This is a genomic window from Acinetobacter amyesii, assembly GCF_023499985.1.
GTDB classification, from domain to species: domain Bacteria; phylum Pseudomonadota; class Gammaproteobacteria; order Pseudomonadales; family Moraxellaceae; genus Acinetobacter; species Acinetobacter amyesii.
The window spans coordinates 474817-493867 of record NZ_JAMCOU010000013.1 but is presented as its reverse complement, the minus strand read 5'-3'; the positions used below and the strand labels follow the sequence as shown (position 1 = coordinate 493867).

19 protein-coding genes are annotated in these 19051 nt (G+C 40.3%); 7 read left to right on the top strand and 12 right to left on the bottom strand.

Translation table 11 applies throughout. From position 1 onward, the window contains the following. Positions 1 to 87 precede the first annotated feature (87 nt). The gene (locus tag M5F03_RS03930; protein WP_249706742.1) at positions 88 to 1263 is read right to left on the bottom strand and encodes a YbfB/YjiJ family MFS transporter; all 1176 of its coding nucleotides are present in this window, start codon (positions 1261 to 1263) and stop codon (positions 88 to 90) included. A gap of 230 nt (positions 1264 to 1493) precedes the next feature. After that, entirely contained in the window at positions 1494 to 2924 is a 1431-nt protein-coding gene (locus M5F03_RS03925) for a pyridoxal phosphate-dependent aminotransferase (RefSeq protein WP_249706738.1), read from the bottom strand. 228 nt (positions 2925 to 3152) lie between these two features. Here M5F03_RS03925 and msrB point away from each other — a divergent pair, with 228 nt between their 5' ends. The 3 genes from msrB to M5F03_RS03910 all read left to right on the top strand — a co-directional run bounded on the left by msrB (position 3153) and on the right by M5F03_RS03910 (position 4679). Further along, positions 3153 to 3572: a peptide-methionine (R)-S-oxide reductase MsrB gene (gene msrB, locus M5F03_RS03920; RefSeq protein ID WP_180004102.1), complete on the top strand. Its 420-nt coding sequence runs from the start codon at positions 3153 to 3155 to the stop codon at positions 3570 to 3572. Then, complete coding sequence (locus M5F03_RS03915) at positions 3569 to 4057, top strand: glutathione peroxidase (protein WP_111885907.1); 489 nt, start codon at positions 3569 to 3571, stop codon at positions 4055 to 4057. Before msrB ends, M5F03_RS03915 begins: the two co-directional genes overlap by 4 nt. Before the next feature lie 112 nt (positions 4058 to 4169). Beyond that, positions 4170 to 4679 carry an energy transducer TonB gene (locus tag M5F03_RS03910; protein WP_249706736.1) on the top strand — a complete coding sequence of 170 codons (510 nt, stop codon included), beginning with the start codon at positions 4170 to 4172 and terminating at the stop codon, positions 4677 to 4679. Positions 4680 to 5045: 366 nt separating this feature from the next. On the opposite strand, the gene dapC is transcribed toward M5F03_RS03910, so the two are convergent. The 6 genes from dapC to M5F03_RS03880 all read right to left on the bottom strand — a co-directional run bounded on the left by dapC (position 5046) and on the right by M5F03_RS03880 (position 12147). Then, positions 5046 to 6215: a succinyldiaminopimelate transaminase gene (gene dapC / locus M5F03_RS03905; protein ID WP_249706734.1), complete on the bottom strand. Its 1170-nt coding sequence runs from the start codon at positions 6213 to 6215 to the stop codon at positions 5046 to 5048. A 24-nt stretch (positions 6216 to 6239) separates the two neighbouring features. Then, a complete protein-coding gene (gene glnD / locus M5F03_RS03900) occupies positions 6240 to 8906 on the bottom strand; it encodes a [protein-PII] uridylyltransferase (protein WP_180085728.1) in 2667 nt (888 codons plus the stop codon). A 29-nt stretch (positions 8907 to 8935) separates the two neighbouring features. Further along, complete coding sequence (purT, locus tag M5F03_RS03895) at positions 8936 to 10150, bottom strand: formate-dependent phosphoribosylglycinamide formyltransferase (protein WP_249706732.1); 1215 nt, start codon at positions 10148 to 10150, stop codon at positions 8936 to 8938. A gap of 160 nt (positions 10151 to 10310) precedes the next feature. After that, complete coding sequence (locus M5F03_RS03890) at positions 10311 to 10715, bottom strand: hypothetical protein (RefSeq protein ID WP_249706730.1); 405 nt, start codon at positions 10713 to 10715, stop codon at positions 10311 to 10313. Between the two features lie 335 nt (positions 10716 to 11050). Beyond that, positions 11051 to 11398, bottom strand: coding sequence for an L-valine transporter subunit YgaH (gene ygaH, locus M5F03_RS03885; RefSeq protein ID WP_078189050.1), 348 nt, complete (start codon positions 11396 to 11398; stop codon positions 11051 to 11053). Further along, positions 11395 to 12147, bottom strand: coding sequence for an AzlC family ABC transporter permease (locus tag M5F03_RS03880; protein ID WP_078194362.1), 753 nt, complete (start codon positions 12145 to 12147; stop codon positions 11395 to 11397). The genes ygaH and M5F03_RS03880 overlap by 4 nt, the downstream gene beginning before the upstream one ends. A 103-nt stretch (positions 12148 to 12250) precedes the next feature. On the opposite strand from M5F03_RS03880, the gene M5F03_RS03875 reads away from it, so the two are divergent. Together M5F03_RS03875 and M5F03_RS03870 are read left to right on the top strand one after the other, a co-directional pair. Continuing rightward, on the top strand, positions 12251 to 12730 hold the full coding sequence (locus tag M5F03_RS03875; RefSeq protein ID WP_078194361.1) for a hypothetical protein: 480 nt from the start codon (positions 12251 to 12253) through the stop codon (positions 12728 to 12730). 432 nt (positions 12731 to 13162) lie between these two features. Further along, positions 13163 to 13321, top strand: a complete 159-nt coding sequence (locus M5F03_RS03870) for a hypothetical protein (RefSeq protein ID WP_180133541.1) — start codon at positions 13163 to 13165, stop codon at positions 13319 to 13321. A gap of 96 nt (positions 13322 to 13417) precedes the next feature. Here M5F03_RS03870 and M5F03_RS03865 read toward each other — a convergent pair whose 3' ends face one another. After that, on the bottom strand, positions 13418 to 14125 hold the full coding sequence (locus M5F03_RS03865) for a Crp/Fnr family transcriptional regulator (protein WP_249706728.1): 708 nt from the start codon (positions 14123 to 14125) through the stop codon (positions 13418 to 13420). 100 nt (positions 14126 to 14225) lie between these two features. On the opposite strand from M5F03_RS03865, the gene M5F03_RS03860 reads away from it, so the two are divergent. Beyond that, positions 14226 to 14765 carry an Mpo1 family 2-hydroxy fatty acid dioxygenase gene (locus M5F03_RS03860; protein ID WP_249706727.1) on the top strand — a complete coding sequence of 180 codons (540 nt, stop codon included), beginning with the start codon at positions 14226 to 14228 and terminating at the stop codon, positions 14763 to 14765. Positions 14766 to 14828: 63 nt separating this feature from the next. On the opposite strand, the gene M5F03_RS03855 is transcribed toward M5F03_RS03860, so the two are convergent. Further along, a complete protein-coding gene (locus tag M5F03_RS03855; RefSeq protein ID WP_249706725.1) occupies positions 14829 to 15263 on the bottom strand; it encodes a hypothetical protein in 435 nt (144 codons plus the stop codon). 231 nt (positions 15264 to 15494) lie between these two features. Next, positions 15495 to 16586 (bottom strand): redox-regulated ATPase YchF, encoded by a 1092-nt coding sequence (ychF, locus tag M5F03_RS03850; protein WP_078189045.1) that lies wholly within the window; start codon positions 16584 to 16586, stop codon positions 15495 to 15497. A gap of 269 nt (positions 16587 to 16855) precedes the next feature. Here ychF and M5F03_RS03845 point away from each other — a divergent pair, with 269 nt between their 5' ends. Then, positions 16856 to 17620 (top strand): glutathione S-transferase family protein, encoded by a 765-nt coding sequence (locus M5F03_RS03845; RefSeq protein ID WP_078194356.1) that lies wholly within the window; start codon positions 16856 to 16858, stop codon positions 17618 to 17620. A gap of 81 nt (positions 17621 to 17701) precedes the next feature. Here the strand turns inward: M5F03_RS03845 and M5F03_RS03840 are convergent, their stop codons facing one another. Beyond that, complete coding sequence (locus M5F03_RS03840; protein WP_249706723.1) at positions 17702 to 19030, bottom strand: hypothetical protein; 1329 nt, start codon at positions 19028 to 19030, stop codon at positions 17702 to 17704. Positions 19031 to 19051: the final 21 nt, after the last annotated feature.

The window sequence follows — 19051 nt, the reverse complement described above, 5'->3', positions numbered from 1 at the left end:
CGATTTATCAAAAAGAAAAGACCTATTTAAATAGGTCTTTTCTTTATATACATGATTGGTGATGTAGTTGAATGTCTTGTGATCTACCTAGACGAGATGCTTACTTAATTTTGCAGTGCGAGTAAACCAAAAGAGTTGTAGTGTTCCAATGCAGAGCACGCATGCGGCCAAAATAAATTGCTGTGAATAATCAATACCAATTCGCTGTAAAAAACTAAAGCTTATACCGCCAATCAATTGAATAGATGCAAAGCACAGGGTTGCAATACTCCAGAGCTTTTTATAGGCGCTACCATAGATTTGCAGAATGGTATAAGAGGTGAGAAAAACCACTGCCGGATTGAGCAAGCCTGTAGCAAAAGAAGATAAAAAAGTAAAAAGTGGATGGATATTAATGATCGCTATAAAAATCGCGAAGACATAGCAGCTATATAAAATTTTAAGAGCGCTGATATTTCCCAGTTTTTGTGCTAGGCAGTAAGCAGCAAATGCCCCTAAAGCACTCCCCAGACCATATAAAATCCAATTGAAATTGATCCCGATCGGGCTTAGGTGTAGGGTGTGAGTTAAATAGTCAATCCAAAATAATGAATGGGGCACGTAAGCAAAAGCACTGGTGCTATACACAATTAAGAGACAATAGAAAATTCCATCGACTTTATGTTCTACTGCTGGAACCGCGGTGAGTGTTGTGAGCTGTAATTTAAAACTCTTCAAAAGCACGCTGAGTAACATACAAATCAGGCTTGAAAAAGCAAACAAAATCAACCAAGCCCACATTGTCGAAATTTGTTGGATGTAAGGCAAAAATAGCGTTGCCATTAACACCCCTAAGCCAATACCACTGAAACCAATAAAGTTGATTTTAAAGCGGTCTTGAAGCTGTGAATATTGGGCCACAACACTTGGGGAGAGGATCATTAGTAAGCCGCCGCTGATCCCTGAAATAACGCGCCAAGTGCTATACCAAAGTTCTGAAAAACCTGAAAATGCACAACTGAGTAAACTGAGTGTCCCTGCAATAGCTGCGAGTTGGATATAATTCACCATGCTTTTATTTTGGGGTAATTTCATGGCCCAAAATGCACCGATCAAGTAGCCGAGCAAATTGGCACTGCCTAAGATGCTGGCAAAACTTGGGCTCCAACCAAATGCTTCACGGGTTGAAGGGAGGAGTGCAGTATAGGAAAAACGTAATATCCCGATGCCTAGGCACATGCTTAGACAGAGAAATAGGCTCAGTTTAATTTTGTTAGAGAACATCCTGTACTCATGTATTTTTATGATTGGTTAAAAAATAACATGAATAGGCTATAGAAAAATCAACAGATCTTAAAGTTTTGACTAAGGTCTAAGCTAAAAATTAATTCTTAAAAACTTAACTATTCAAAAAGATAGCTGTGGTGTGCGTACAGTAAGAAATCAAATTTAAAGATACAGTAATAAAAAACCGTACATGGCGTACGGTTTTTTAATTTTAAAGCACTTATGAATTAACGCATTTTCGTCAAGAAACGACCTAAACGAGTGAGTGCTTCACGTAGTTCATTTTCAGCAGGCAAGAACACCACACGGAAATGATCAGGTGTCGGCCAGTTAAAACCTGTACCTTGAACCAAAAGTACTTTTTCAGCACGGAGGAAATCTAACATGAATTTCTCATCGTCTTGGATTGGGTAAATTTCAGGATCCAATTTAGGGAAGCAGTACATAGCACCCTCTGGTTTCACACAAGATACACCCGGAATATCATTCAACATTTCCCAAGCAATGTTGCGTTGTTCATATAAACGACCGCCCGGACGGATGAGATCATTAATCGATTGATAACCGCCTAAAGCTGTTTGAATCGCATATTGCGCTTGGTGGTTGGCACAGAGACGCATCGACGCCAGCATGTCCAAACCTTCAATGTAGTCTAGCGCACGTGATTTATCGCCTGTAATTGTCATCCAGCCCGAACGGTAACCGGCAATTCGATATGCTTTAGATAAGCCATTGAAAGAAATACACAGCTGATCGCCTGACAATGACGCAACAGAAACATGTTCAATACCGTCATAAACGATCTTGTCGTAAATTTCGTCAGCAAACAAAATTAAGTCGTATTTCTTCGCAAGAGCCACAATTTGCTCAAGCACATGACGTGGGTAAACTGCACCTGTTGGGTTGTTCGGGTTAATCACCACGATACCGCGAGTATTCGGAGTGATTTTACTTTCCATGTCGGCAATATCTGGATACCAGAAATTTTCTTCATCACATTTATAGTGAATAGCAGTACCGCCAGAAAGGTTAACTGCCGCTGTCCAAAGCGGATAATCTGGCATAGGCACTAGCATTTCATCGCCATCGTCGAGCAAGCCTTGCATTGCCATCACAATCAGTTCAGATACGCCATTTCCGACATACACATCATTGACGTGCATGTTTAAGATGCCTTTTTGTTGATAATACTGACAAATCGCTTTACGCGCAGGGAAGATGCCTTTTGAGTCGGTATAACCAATTGCATTAGGCAGGTTGAGTGCCACGTCGTTAATAATTTCTTGAGGTGCTTCAAAACCAAAAGGAGCAGGGTTACCAATATTTAATTTAATAATTTTATGGCCAGCCTCTTCCATCTCATTGGCCGCTCGTAACACAGGTCCGCGAATGTCGTAGCAAACATGCTCGAGCTTAGACGATTTCTTAATTTCGCGTGGGGTGTTAAAGGTATTCGGCATTTTTATATTCTCGGAAAGAGTGGAGGTCACTTTTGCATAACGGTATAAATAGCTTTTAAATGTCTCGGTCGTTACTAAATCGAGATGATGTTCGTCTCTGAGTAAAGCAACTATTTTTTCATGCGTAAACCCTGCCTGTTGATATTGTTTGATCACGGGCAGCAGATTTTTAAAAATTACGCTCTTTTTCTGCGACATTTTTTAATCCTGAGCAAGAGTAGCGCTAAGATTATCACTAAAGGTGCTCACAAAAAAGCATTTAATTTTGTATTTTGCTCACCACGATTTTATATTTGCTTACTTTTTGCTTTTTGGGTCATTATATAGATTTTGTAAATTGTTGAATAAAGACTAGAAATTTAAGATTGAATGACGTAAATATAGGATTATCCTATTTTAAATACCACGATATAAAGGGACGTCATCATGGGAAAACTCAATAAAACAGAAAGAGAATGGCAAAGAGAATTGTCGCCAGAAGAGTTTCGCATAACGCGTCAGAAAGGCACGGAGCAAGCTTTCACTGGAAAATATTGGAATACGAAACAAGCTGGCACGTATGTATGTCGATGTTGCGGGGAGCCGCTTTTTTCTTCTGAAACAAAATATGATAGCGGTTGTGGTTGGCCGAGCTTTTATAAGCCGATTGAACCTGCTGCAGTAGAAGAAAATGTAGATACGACACACGGTATGGTCAGAACAGAAATTGTTTGTCATCATTGTGACGCACATTTAGGGCATGTTTTCCCTGATGGACCACAGCCGACTGGATTGCGTTATTGTATTAATTCAGCATCCTTAGAATTAGAAACAAAACAAAAAAATGATGAGGAAACTTATCCATGACCACCATTCACCAGTTTGAAGCAGAATTACTGGACGGAAGTAATAAATCCTTTGCAGATTATGAAGGCAAGGTTTTATTAATTGTAAATACCGCTAGTAAATGTGGGTTTACTCCTCAATTTGCTGGTTTGGAGAAAATTTACGAACAATATAAAGATCAAGGTTTTGAGGTTTTAGGTTTTCCATGCAACCAATTTGGCGGACAAGATCCGGGTTCGAATGATCAAATTGGCGCGTTTTGTCAAAAAAACTATGGCGTATCTTTCCCGATGTTTGCCAAAGTGAATGTAAAAGGCCCTGAAGCGCATGTGATTTTCCGTTATTTAACCAATAACTCGAAAGGCGTATTGGGAAATGGCATTAAATGGAACTTCACCAAGTTTTTAATTGGCAAAAATGGGCAAGTTATTAACCGCTATGCACCCACGACCAAGCCTGAAACATTGAATGAAGATATTGAAAAAGCTTTGGCTCAGTCAAAATGAAGTGAATTATTGGCCGAACTGAGGTTGATATAAAGGCGCGGAAGCGTCTTTATTTTTTGGATGTTTTATACTGAAGTCTCTTTATTTGAAGGTCATAACATTGTTTAAGCAGATGGTTAAACGTCGAATTTGTGTTTTAACGTTTTTTTTACTCGTATGTGTGGGCTTAGCTTGGGCAGATAGCACTCCAAGTGCATCTGAACCTACAAAAATGTCTGTTGTTGCAAGCAATCTAGACCGTACTACAGATGCTCGGGTCAACGCATTATTGCAATTGTTAAAAACACCTATAAAAGAATACCAACCTACACGTGTTGCAGATGTAATTGATCCACATGTAAAACCGAAAATGTATGAAGTTTCTTGGGTAAATGCACCGCAATATGTGCTGTCTGCGTCTGAGATGAAAACATATAAACAACCTGTCAAACTACAGCTTACAGTAATTGCTGCAACAGGCTATATTGGTGGCTCAAAACTCATTGCAAGTTCAGGCTCTAAAAACTTTGATCAAAAAGTACTAAAATCCTTATTAGTTGCGCGACTTGAACCTATTCCGATGGTCGATAAAAATCTCAGTTATACCGTTGAACATGAATTTACTCTTCATCCACCTCAATAAGCTCATAGCAGAAGGCAAATTTTGAGTTCCATAAATGATCTGTTATTAATGGTAGATCTAATTGATAATGAAAGATATTACTTTGCAACTAGCTAAAACCTTTCAGATGTCTGCTTATCTATTCGCTTTACAACAATCTGTTATGACCATACTTATTTTTTATACAGCGTTTAACAGTGAGAGAACCTCGAACATTTAAATTGAGTGCTACATTTGATTTCTAATGGTTTTCAATGATTTCTCAATGATTGTTTATAAGTAATTATTGCTAGATGATTAGCTCTGAACGAATGTTAAGAAATGAGTTAAATAAAAATGCCCCAAATCTGGGGCATTTTTTGTTTTAAGCAAAACACTTTAAATCAATTAAAGTACTGCTTTTAGGCGACGAATTACTTCTTTACATTGGGCAATATCAGCAACCAGGGCTAAACGGACATGGTTTTCACCCGGATTGCCTTGTGCTGTATCACGCGATAAGTAACGGCCTGGAAGCACTTTAACGTGTGCTTTTTCCATTAACATTTTGGCAAAAGTTTCATCATTGTCGACTTTTAACCAATAGTAGAACCCTGCATCAGGTTTTTGTAATGGCAATAAGTGACCCAGTTCGCGTTGGAATAATTCAAATTTTGCACGGTACTGAACGCGGTTTTCTTCGACGTGTGCTTCGTCATCCCAAGCTGCAATTGAAGCTAACTGGTGTTGAACAGGCATTGCAGCGCCATGATAAGTACGGTATTGTAAATAAGGTTTTAAAAGTGCCGCGTCACCTGCAACAAAGCCAGAACGCATACCCGGTAAGTTAGAGCGCTTAGATAATGAGTGGAATACCACGCAGTTTTTATAGTCATCACGGCCCATTTCAGCACAGACTTCAAGCAGACCAATAGGTGCTTCATCAAACCAAAGTTCTGAGTAGCATTCATCAGATGCAATCACAAAATTATATTGGTCAGACAGAGCAATCAGTTTTTTAAACTGTTCTTTAGAAAGTACCGCACCTGTAGGATTACCCGGTGTGCAGACAAACAGTAAAGCGGTTTTTTCCCAAACTTCAGCTGGCACAGCGTCAAAGTCACCAAGGTAGTTATTTTCTTCTGTACAGTTGATGAAGTAAGGTTCTGCACCCGCAAGTAAAGTTGCGCCTTCATAGATTTGGTAGAACGGATTTGGCATCACCACATAAGGGGCATCTTCACGTTTAACCAAAGCTTGTACAAACGAGAAGATCGCTTCACGTGTACCTGACACAGGCAGGACGTTGGTGTCTGCACTGATGCTATTGAGTTTAAAGCGACGGGTTAACCAGTTTGCAATGCTCGTACGAAGCTCAGGTAAGCCCTTGCTGTTTGGGTAAGTGGATAAGTGCTGAAAATTATCAATAATGGCCTGTTTCACAAACTCCGGTGCAGGATGCTTTGGCTCACCAATTGAAAGGGGAATCAAAGGCAAATCTGCGGGTTTCACATCCTGAAATAGCTTATTTAGCTTTTCAAATGGATAAGGGTGCAATAATGACAAACTGGAGTTCATGGAATGGATACCGATCAATTTAAGTTAATGATGACTACAAACCTGATTCGAAGCTTCATCGAGTGCTGACTTTAACTGTGCAGCAAACGTTTCCGCTTCTGAATCACTCATAGGTGAGCCATCTTTTTTAGTGACATAGAAAATATCTTCAGCACGTTCACCGAGCGTTGCAATTTTCGCAGAGTGAATATCTAAGCCTTGCATCATAAATAAACCACCGACTTTAGCAAGTAAGCCCGGATGGTCAAGTGTCGCAATTTCAACCATATTTTGTTGAAGTGCCTCATTAAAGGAAATACTCACGGTATTTTCAATATCAAAATGACGCAGTTGACGGGGAATACGACGTTGCATCAGACCTGGGTACTTGTCGGATTGGCTCAAGGCTTGTTTGAGTGCTTCAATAACAGTTTGCTCACGTTCAGGATCTGTTAATAACGTGCCAAAACGGTCAAGTACAACATAAGTGTCCAAACTAAATGCAGTGGATGCAGTAATAATCCGAGCATCCTGAACGTCTAAATTCATTCTGTCCAAAATAGCCACTGTGGTTGCAAACAAGTTAGGTTGATCTTGAGTGTAAATAAAGATCTGTACTGCATCTTGTGCAAATTTACGATGTGCTCGCATCATCACCAAAGGTTCTGCATTATTGCCATGTTTTAAAATGGCGCGCGTATGCCATGCGATTTCATCGGCAGATTCTTTTAGGAAATATTCATCACCGAGTTCTTGCCAAACAGTTTCTACATCGTAGAGCGAAAAATCGTTGACTAATAGTTCACTGGCCGCAAATTTAGTGTCTTCGATCAGCATTGGGTAATCTACAGGACGACCCAAACCAGAACGAATCACATCACGCGCTTGTGTATACAGTTGGCGCATGAGGGATGCACGCCATGTATTCCAAAGTGTCGGATTGGTTGCGTTGATATCAGCAACTGTCAAGGTGTAGAGATAGTCGAGATGCTCCATATCGCCCATTTTCTCAGCAAATTCTTTCACCACATCTGGATCGGAAATGTCTTTTTTCTGAGAAGTAACGGACATTAGGAGATGGTTTTGAATCAACCATGCGACAAGGTTGCATTCACGTTCAGTAAACCCATGGGTACGACAGAATTCAATCGCATCCGCTGCACCAAGTTCACTGTGGTCACCGCCGCGACCCTTGGCGATATCATGGAAAATTGCGGCTAAATAAACAATGTCACGGCGCGCTAGTCGTTGGAATACGGAGCTAACGACAGGGAAGTCTTTAGCAAATTCAGGCTCTTTAAAACGGTTTAAATTACGTAGTAATAATAGGGTGTGGGCATCGACAGTATAAATATGGAACAAGTCGTATTGCATGAGTCCCATGATTTGCCCAAAGGCAGGAATATAGTTGCCGAGCACACCATAACGTTTCATCGCCACCATGGTGTCGTATAAACGGTAGGGTGAGCGAATGATCGCCATAAATAAGGCTTGATGTGCAGGATTGTCACGGAAGTTTTGATCAATACGTTTTGCCGCAAGAGACAATAGACGTAAAGTTCGGGCACGAATCCCTTCAATTTCTGGACGATTCGCCAAGAGGTAGAAAATTTCTAGAATAGCACTTGGATTTTCAGAGAAAATTTTATGATGCTGTACCGCTAATTTGCCATCGACTAATTTGAAGTTAGCATTGATCTCTTCAATTTTACGTTCATAGTCAGGCAAGCGTGGCGTAATGACAGATTCATTAAAATAAGCCAAGAGCATTTCATTTAACGTCGTCACTTGCTGAGCGCTACGATAGTAACGTTTCATGAACTGTTCGATTGGATAATTCGGTGATTTACCTTCTTCGCGCTGATAGCCAAATTTAGCAGCAATGTCACGTTGATAATCAAACAATAATCGGTTTTCGTCGCGCTTGGTTAAGCGATGTAAATGATGACGGATTTCCCAAAGAAAGCTTTCTGTTTCTTCAAGAACACCCAGTTCAAACTCTGAAATAAAACCTAAATGTACAAGGTCATAGATGCGATTGACACGAAAATGACGCTTAGCAATCCATCCGATTTGGTTGATATCACGGATACCGCCGGGCGCATTTTTAATATCGGGTTCTAAGTTGCTTTCGGTATTGTTATGTTGAGCATAGCGTTTGGCTTGCTCTTGCATTTTGGCATCATAGAAGGTTTTATCCGTCCATGTCTGTGACACGATACGGCGTGGCCATTTAGCTAGGTGTTCATTGCCCACAATCAAACGTGCTTCGATCAGCGCTGTTGCCACGGTTAAATCATTGGTGGCTTGAGCAACACAATCGTTAATAGTACGTACACTGATGCCCGGTTTGAAATTACCAACATCCCAAAGAGTTGAAATAAAGCTGGAGATGAGTTTTTCTTGTTCTGGGCTGATTTCATCTTCAGACAAAATCATGATATCGACGTCGGAGTAAGGCAGCATTTCGCGGCGACCATAGCCACCGACAGCAAATAAACCGAGATCGGTTTGGTCGAGTTCAGCATGTGTCCATAAGAACTTTAAGGCTTCATCGATTAGATTCGAACGAGCCAAAATCACATCACGAATCGACTGTCCATTTTCAAAGCATTCCTGTAGCTGATTTTCAACATCTGAGCGCCATTGGTTAATCGCCTGAATGTCGTGGTTACTTTTAATGTAATTCAGCAGAGGAAGCGTATTGATCATGAACAGTGGTCCGTTAAGGTGTTACAAACTTAGTTTTGTTGAACACTGACTTGTAGTGCAGCATGTTGAGCAAGTTCACGCGCGTGATCTGTGGTTTCAGCGCGTGCTGTTGCTACGCCCATACGGCGACGTTTAAAGCCTTCTGGTTTACCAAAGAGGCGTAAATCGGTGTCTGGATTAGCCAAAGCAAGATTTAAGCCAGTAAATGATAAATTGGTATCATCCACGCCTGCATAGATGACTGCGCTCGCAGCAGTACTGTGTCGAGCAGTATTCACAGGCAGACCAAGAATGGCACGTGCATGCAGTTCGAATTCGCTTTGGAATTGCGATGCAAGAGTGACAAGGCCTGTATCGTGTGGACGAGGTGATACCTCACTAAACCATACTTTATCGCCTTTGACAAACAGTTCCACCCCAAAAATGCCACATCCACCTAATGCAATGGTTACTTTATTGGCAATACGTTTGGCTTCTTCTAATGCAAGAGCAGTCATGAGTTGTGGCTGCCAACTTTCTACATAGTCGCCAGCATCTTGGCGGTGGCCAATCGGGTCGCAAAATGATGTTTCAATTTCACCTGTTTCTGCATTTTTAGCTCGAACAGTCAGCAGGGTGATTTCAAAGTCAAAGTCAATTTGTGATTCCACGATCACAGTACCTTGATTTACACGTCCACCTGTTTGTGCATATTCCCAAGCAGCATCGACTTCATCAAAGCTTTTTACACGTGACTGTCCTTTACCCGAAGACGACATGACAGGCTTAACAAAGTTTGGATAACCAATGTCATCGCATGCAGCACGGAACGCTTCAAGGGTATTGGCAAAGCGGTAGGCTGAAGTCGGGAGTCCAAGCTCTTCGGCAGCTAGACGGCGAATCCCTTCACGATTCATTGTCAGGTTGACAGCTTTTGCAGAAGGAATGACAGTGGCAATATTTTGTTCTTCAATCTCGACTAAAACTTGAGTCGCAATAGCTTCAATTTCAGGAACAATCAAATGAGGCTTAACTTGAGCAATTAAAGCTTTAAGTGCCTCAGGATCTGCCATATTTAAAGTATGAGAAAAATGTGCAACTTGCATGGCAGGAGCATGGTCATAACGATCGGCAGCATGAACTTCTACACCCAAACGTTGCAATGAAATCACAACTTCTTTACCGAGTTCACCAGAACCTAACAGTAAGACTTTATACGCTGAAGACTGAAGTGGAGTACCAATAGTGACGCTCATGTAAATCATCCATGCTTGATTTTATGGGAATTTAAGCATAGCAGAACTTGTTCGAGAGATAAGCGAGTGTTCACATAAATAAATGATATTGTCCAACAATTTTTTTTATATCTTTATGGGTAAGTGTTCATGTAATTATTTACCTGTGAAAATCTTTAAAAAGTGGTATTTAGTTGTTTTTATTTAAATTTACTTTAAATATACCTGCATTTTTTACACATGCACGGAATGGCTCAATATCCAAATTTGCACATTGCAGCGCACGAAGCTGCACAGATGTTTGACGGAAGTTGGGCCAGTACAGCAATCCGAGCAGTGGTACGGCGCATATGCATAAAATCAATATTAAGCTAATTAAAATGGCAGTGAAATAGAGCGCGTCTGCAGCTACCGATAGAAGGTGAAATGATGAATTGAGCCATGCACCAATGCTGAAAATACACAATAGAAAAATCAATAAGAAGTCGGTCAGCTGCAGAAAATTGCTAAACAAGCGGGGTATCGATATGTGTGAAAACATCAGGCGGCGTGGATGTAAGTGCAGAATCTGCTGTGTGTAGTTATATAAGCCCACAATCGTCTTTTGCTGATTTTTCTCTATATAAATGGCGCGGATCTGATCTGCAGGTTGGTAATGTACAGCGCAGAAATTACCACTGAACAGCTGGCTTTAAATGAAGCATTGAAAATATGTACTTTCGATGGGTTTTTGCAGTCCCCAGCTTAATTCAGATGGTTGTCTAGAATGAATATAAATTTTGCCTTGAATACGATGGTGCTTTGCCATCTATTGGTTTTCGCTACATTTTTTATGTTATGCGTTGACTATCTCATAAGTATTGCAAATTAAAAAGTACAGGCTAAAGAAGCGCGTACTTGAGGGGGATTTGGATTGTCGCTGTCTCGGCTTTAGAGATGAAAAGGTATATAGGTATAGACTAAGCCGTAAGTCAGTGCCGCAGTGAGCGTAGCAGGGACAATTTTTTTAAACTTAAAATACAAGCCTGCAAGCACCGCAAATCCAACCAACATGGCAAAGCTTTTATTTGGGGTTTCAAGCAGAGGCGGTAAGGTTGCAACCACCAACATTGAACTAATTGCGGCAATGCCAATCGAGCCCAAAGCGATTTTGAGCCATAAAGAACCACGCTGTTGTGAACCTTGCTGAAATTTTTGAATAACAAAAAATGGCCCAAACCGTGATGCAAAATTCGCAATCCCGACCAAAATCCCGACCAAGATAATTTCTAGATTCATGATGCTTCACCCATATGTTCAGGATCAGGTTTTTTTAAGACATAATGTTTGAATAAACCGGCAAAAATACCAGAAGAAATACCGATAAAAATCGCAGCAGACAAGTCGATAAAGTAACAAGCAATCGCAGAAACAATAATTGTAACCGTGACCACAAATGTATGTTTTTTCTCAAATGCTGCGAGTAAAAAGCTTAAAAACAATGCAGGCAGTAGGAAGTCGAGTGCGGCTTGTAAAAATTGTGGAAGGTTGCTGACTTGATCGGCAAATAAACCGCCTAAAAATGAGCCTGTTGCCCAAGACAGCCAACTAAATAAGCTGAGTCCTAACATCCAAGATTCTGACCATTCTTGACGACGTTGCGACAGTTTGATCATACCTGATGCAAAAACTTCGTCGGTTAAACCCCAAGCCCAAACTGCCGTTTTCTTTAAATTGAGTCGGTCTTGAATCAGGTTTTGTAAAGCAGGACCGTAGAGCAAATGGCGTATATCGAGAGCAATCACAGTGAGTGCAGTCATCCAAATGGATGTTCCACTTCCCAGTAACGCAACGACGAGAAACTGACTGGCACCGGCATACATAGAGCATGATAAAAATAAGGCTTCCCACGCAGTGAAACCAAATTGAGTCGCAGAAACCCCAAATGCAAAAGAAACAGGAAGATAGGTAAAGATAATGGCTTGACTATCTTTAGCACCTTGCCAAAAACCCGCAGGCTGAACTGTAGGAAGTTTGTGCTCAGACACGACACACCTTTGAAAGAGTTGAACAACAGGTCAAATGATGATTGAGTATTGTACGCGAATTCACTAGCATAGTGCCGAATATGTTTGCTGAAATGAGCTGGATATGCAGAGGTTAAAGATGCGTGGGATACTGATTGTTTCATTATTGAGCAGCACGGTGTTGTTGCAGGCCTGTGGTAATGATGGAGCTGAACAAGCTCAAGTCGAAATTAAAGCAGCACCCAAATTAACCAATGATGCAACGGAGTATGCTGCCAAAGCTTGGGCGTTTATCAATGAAGCGGATCCGATTGTTTATGCAAAACAAGTCGATCAGATGGAAGAGAAAGTTCGTGTTCCAGCACGTAAATTGAGTACGGAATGGCGTATCAATGTCAAAATGACCGATTCTGTGACTGAAGGTAAATATGCACTGTGTCGTAAGGCTTTGACAAGTTTGGAAATTTGGGCACGTGAAAGTATTGATCAGAGTTCGACTGTTGCACAAAAGCAAGCAGATTATGAGCGTGATAAAAATCAATGCAAAGGTGCGATTGAAAACCCTGAACTCGGAAATACCGATCCGAAAAAAGTAGGCATTTAACCCGATCAAAGCAGTGAAGTTTCACTGCTTTTTTTGGGAAAATATCAAAAAACAAGAATAAATCTATAATAGAGGATTGGAAAATCCTCCTAAAATCATCGCTATTTCATATAAAAATTAAATCAGTGCGCTGCCGTAGTATTGAGCTAAATTCCAAATAGCATGTTTTTTTTCTGAAGTTAAATAGATAAAGCATTGATAATGAATAGTAAAAATATCTTTTGAGAAAAATTTATTGATAAAAATCCCCCATTTTAGAACGCCAGTCGTCTGACCTTCTCTTTAATTAATATCTTTAAAATATTAATAATATAAAGTATGGATAATGTGATAAAAAATTAAAATTATCATTATTTGATAAAGTATGTAAAAATTACTACGTAAAAGATGAAGTATGTAATTTAAATTAAAGACGTTGAATAGGTGATTAAGATGAAAAAAACATTAATGATGTTATCGGTTTTGGCTGTTTTGACTACAGCGGTCAATGTACAAGCAGCGACTGAAGACAAATCAGAAGCATCAACTCAAGAAGTTGCAGCATGTACAAATGGTTTTGACAGTGTAAATGTTTGCCAATTATTGTCGTGATCAAAACTCGATAAAGCGAAGTGCCACAAATAAAAGCAAAATAACTATAATGAATCATTCTGGTGCAATTAAATGCACTTATTTAAATCACAAATGTCAGACATCATGCACAGGAAGTGCATGAGCAATCTGATGTAACTGCGCTAGATCTAAAATTTCAATTTGTTTAAACGCTACACGAAGAACCTGCATTTTTTCCAACTGCTGAAGCTCCTGATTGACTGATTGTCTTGAGCAATTCATCAGTTGCGCGAGTTGTTCCTGTGAGATGTGTATGGTGTGTTGCTCAATTTCCAAATGATTTCCATATCCATTTAAAATAAACAGCAGACGCTGTGCGAGACGTTGACTTAAACTTTGCGTTTGTAAGGCAATGAGTTCCATAAAGGCATAGCGAAGTTTTTGACTGGTGAGCTGGGCAATATGAAACCAAAACTCAGGGTGTCGTTGTAATAATTGCTGAATTGCTTGAGCCGGTAAGTGTAATAAGGTGGATTTTTTGATACAGATGGCATCGTGAGAGCGTGGTAATTGGTCAACCAAGGATATTTCGCCAAACCACATAATCGGCTCAGCAATGGCGGCAATCGCTTCTTTGCCATGAATATCAATATAGCCTAAGCGAACTGCGCCTTCTAAGACAGCATACATACCATTAAAACGCTGTCCTGATAAAAAAACACGTGCGTCTTTTTCGAAAGTTAAGGTCAGGGCATGGCGGCAGATAAAGTCTTGGAAGGAAATATTTAAGCCTGAATACCACACATTTTTATTGAGTTGATGCACATATTGAGCGTCCAGCACAGCATATCCTTATTTTATGGTCCAACTTGTCTATTAGATGACAACTTTATTGATGTATTTTTTATATAGTGAAATGAGTGAATGAACAAGGAGTAAGTTAATGAGCAAACTTGAAAGACTGTTAAGCCAATATGCATCATATCATTTAGATCGAAAAAATGTGCTGACGCATTTTGTGGGTATTCCGCTTATTGTGTTTTCAATTATGTGTCTAACAGCACGAGCAGGGCTAATGATTTCAGGTTTTGAACTGACCCTTGCATTGTTGTTGATTATTGCCAGTGTCATTTATTACCTGAGTTTAGATAAAATTTTCGGTTTGATTATGCTTTTGGTATTTGCCGTCACGTATCCCTTAGCCTTAATGATCGCAAAAATGAGCCTTATGTCATGGCTGATTTGGAGTGTGGGGATCTTTGTAGTGGGTTGGATCATCCAGTTTATCGGCCATTATTATGAAAAGAAAAAGCCTGCGTTTATGGATGATGTTATTGGCTTGGCAATAGGACCTTTATTTGTTCTAGCTGAGTTTGTGTTTCTACTAGGCTTTCGTAAAGAGCTTGAACAACGCATGCTGACAGAAGCAAGAAGACAGCGCGCAGAGATGGATGCAAAAGCATTACAAACTGCTCACCCATAAATGATTTGAATAAAAAAGCCAGATAATTCCGGCTTTTTTTGCGATGTGTTAATTCTCAACTGTTTATGATTTCACAGCAGCTTTATATTGTTCCGCTGCGACCTTTTGTGCAGCGATTTTTGCTTTTGCGTCAGTATTTGCAGCTTTGGCAGCATGGGCTGAAGTTTTAGCTTCTGATTTTGCTTGTGTTGCAAGATGCTGTGCTTGAGCTGCATCATGTTTTGCTAATTTTTGATTATGTTTCACTTTGCTCTGAGCCAATTGGCTGGCTTGTTTTGCATCGTGTCGAGCGACTTTTGCATCATGCTTTGCAACTTGTGCTGCATGTGTAGCAGTATGTTCCTGATGTTTTGCATCTTTTGCAATGGAAACACAAGTACCACCTTTATGGTTTGCACCTGTACCACCTGTAAGTGTGGTGCCTTGTGGACATGCAAACGCAGTTGCACTAAGCATTGTAAAGATACCTGCTGTTAGAATTGTGCTGATTTTTTTCATTGCTATTGTTCTATGAAAATAGGCATTAGTGCCTATGAGTAAATTTATAGCAGAACGGTAGAGATTTAAGTCGTTGCACTGTGGTGACTCGGCAACCAAATCATGTATTCGTGTCGATATAATTTTGTTTTTAAGTAGGTTTTAAGTTTTTAAATATGCTTATTTTTTGGCTTGAGCTTTTGCTTGAAATTAAAAAAGCCAGCAAATTGCTGGCTTCTTATGAGTACTGTCTTATACGTTAAAACGGAAGTGTAAAACATCGCCATCTTGAACGATGTATGTTTTACCTTCTAAACGCCATTTACCTGCTTCTTTAGCGCCAGCTTCACCGTTGTATTGAACGAAGTCGTTGTAGGCAACACATTCAGCACGAATAAAGCCTTTTTCGAAGTCAGTGTGAATCACACCTGCAGCTTGAGGTGCAGTTGCACCAATTTTTACTGTCCAAGCACGAACTTCTTGTACACCAGCTGTGAAGTATGTTTGAAGGCCGAGTAAGCCATAACCTGCACGAATAACTACGTTTAGACCAGGTTCTTCCATGCCTAAAGCTTCAAGGAATTCCGCACGGTCTTCGTCTTCAAGTAATGAAATTTCTGCTTCGATTTGGTTGCAAAGTGGAACCACAATCGCATTTTCTTCAGCAGCTAATTTTTGTACTGCTTCTAAGTGAGGGTTATTTTCGAAACCATCTTCTGCAACGTTGGCAATATACATGGTTGGTTTAAGGGTTAGGAAGCCATAACCACGCACCAATTTACGTTCATCTTCATCAAGGTCAGCTGCACGCGCAGGTTTACCTTCATCCAGTAAAGGTAAGATTTTGTCTAAAACAGCTTTGGTCGCAATCGCTTCTTTATCGCCACCTTTTGCAGATTTTGCTAGACGTGTAATTGCTTTAGAAACAGCTTCTAAGTCAGCAAGTGCAAGTTCAGTGTTGATTGTTGCGATATCGTCAAGTGGATCAATTTTGCCATTTACGTGAATGACATTCTCGTCTTCAAAACAACGTACAACATGTGCAATAGCATCCGTTTCACGAATGTTAGCTAAGAATTGGTTACCAAGGCCTTCACCTTTAGATGCACCAGCAACGAGACCTGCAATATCCACAAATTCCATCGTGGTTGGGACAACACGTTGTGGGTTTACAATTTCAGCAAGTTTATCCATACGTGGGTCAGGTACAGGTACGATCCCAGTATTTGGCTCAATTGTACAGAATGGGAAGTTTTCAGCAGCAATCGCAGCTTTGGTTAATGCGTTGAAAAGCGTAGATTTACCAACGTTCGGCAGGCCGACAATACCACAGTTAAAACCCATGAAATAACTCACAAAGTATTATAAAAAAATTGTGGATGATTTTACATGAAAGCCATAATAAAGTCAGGTGATATGGGAGGGAGAATGTATAACTTATTGAATCGCGCTGAGATCGAGATGAATTCACGTCTGAATAAAGCTTAAGTTGCACTACGGATGCAGAATAGGTGCAAAAATGACATTGTGTTTCAATAACACAGTGACTAAAGTATCCCTATAAAATTACTGGGTTTTATAAACCACAGTTACAACAAAAACTTGGAGCATTTATGCGAACTCTCTACCAGTTTCCACTCTCACATTTTTGTGAAAAGGCGCGCTGGTTACTCGATCATAAAGAGTTGGATTATGTGGCTCATAATTTAATGCCAGGTGTGCATCGTGCATTTGCACAGCTTAAAACAGGGCAAAACAAATTACCGATTTTACGTGATCAAGATCATTGGGTTGCAGATTCAACTCAAATCGCCTTTTACTTGGATGCGACCTACCCCGAACATAGTCTGATCCGTCCAGATGTCAAACTGCGTGAAGATGCTTTGGAAATTAATGAACTTTCCATTGAGTTAGGCCAACATGTGCGCCGTTGGGGTTTGGCACATGCATTAAATGAAAGTGAAGAATCGCTTGATATATTAATTGGTGAAAAGGGCTATTTACGTCAGTTTGAAAAATATTCCAAGCCCATTATAAAGGCACTAGTTTCTAAAGGTTATCAATTAGATACGGATAAGGTTGCGGCTTCACGTGAGCGATTGGACGAAATTGTGGTTGATTTAAATCAACGTCTGATCGAACAAGGTGGGCGTTATTTTGTAGGCGACCGATTAGGTTTGGCTGATATTGCAGTGTGTTCAATGTTGGCGCCGATATTAGAGATTGTTGGAACGCCGTGGGAAAAAGAGCATGGCGAAACCTTGTCAGAAGAGTTTAAAGCTTACAAAGCCTATTTGAGCGATTTGCCTTTAGGTCAATATGTGCAACGTATATACCAAACAGAACGTAACGCACGGGTAGATTGGCGTGGTGTATAAGCTCTTTATATGAAAACTTTGCGTCATACTGCTTTAAAAAAGCGCGCCTAACAGCGCGCTTTTTCATCAGACATTCAATCCTTAAATATAGCTTTGTTGTTGAATATCCAAAATATTCAGCACTGGACTGATACTATCGGCTTGTAAAGTATTCAGCGGCATAACAGGGTAGAAGATATTGCCTAGCGCATCCTTAATACTTGGGATGATGGTGGAGATATCAAAATCACCTTGAGCAGAACCTAAATTTTCCAATAGGTCATTAATATTCGGTAATTGGCCCGTGAGGTTTTCAGTCAATTGGTTGAACTGATCCGTGATAGAACCAAGATCAATTTTTTCAGGAGCAAGATTGCCAAGTAAATCGCCAAGATCTGGAATGGTCAGTTGATCGAGGAACTGAGTCGCTTCACCATTACTGTCCATCAGAGCAATGACTGGTTTCAATGAATCAATCACTTGATTTAAATCAGTTGAAAGCGTCAGTAAGGATGGATTGTTGACCACATCCAAAATGGTGCTCACGCTATTTAATACATCATAAATCGCTTTGACGGTTTGAGCCTGATCCGTATCGATGACATCGCTTTTTGCCAGTAAATCTAGCAGCGGATTAAGTCCTTTGATCACCCCTGAAATGGTCTCAGGGATATTGCCTTGGTTGGCTGATGAAATGGCGGTCACTAGATTGGTCACACTTCCAATCACAGTCGGTAAAGCATGACTCAATTGTTCCATATCAATAGTTGAGTTGTCTTTATTGATTGAAGCTAATAAAGGTAGGAGGGCACTCGTTGCACCTTGTGCAATTTGCCCAAAGTCGATGTTTCCAGAAGACGAGCTCCCAATCATCTGAAGAATGGGTTGCGCATATTCTAAAACTTGACTGAGTGTATTGATAATTTGCGTTGAATCCGTTGACCCAGTTGCGCTTCCAAGCATAGCAAGCAGTGGTTTGATGGCATTTACAGCGCTACTAATATTGTCAGGAAGATTGGCTTGATTATTGGTGCTACTCAGTAAACTTTGCAAGCTGTTGACAATGGTAGGTAAGGATTGAACCAACTGATTCATCTCTGTTGAGCCAGCGTTGCTACCTAAGTTTTGTAGGAGTGGTTGCAGAGTTGTCATCAATGTCTTGAGTGCATCCGAATTTGAACCGTTATTAGATGTTAGACTTTGAATCGTGCTAATCACTTGGGGCAGCGTTTTAGTCAGTGCGCTAAAATCAAAAGACTTTGTCCCACCTAAATTACCTAATAATCCTGTCAGCGTATCCGTGATGTTGGTTGTAGGTTTAAGCGGGCTAAGTAGGTTACTGACCGTGCTGCTAATTGTACTGAGCTGTAGGGAAGGACTAAGTACAGAACTTAATTTTGAGCTGAGTGAACTCAGTGATTTAATTGCCATGTTTATTCTTCCGTTTTTGTT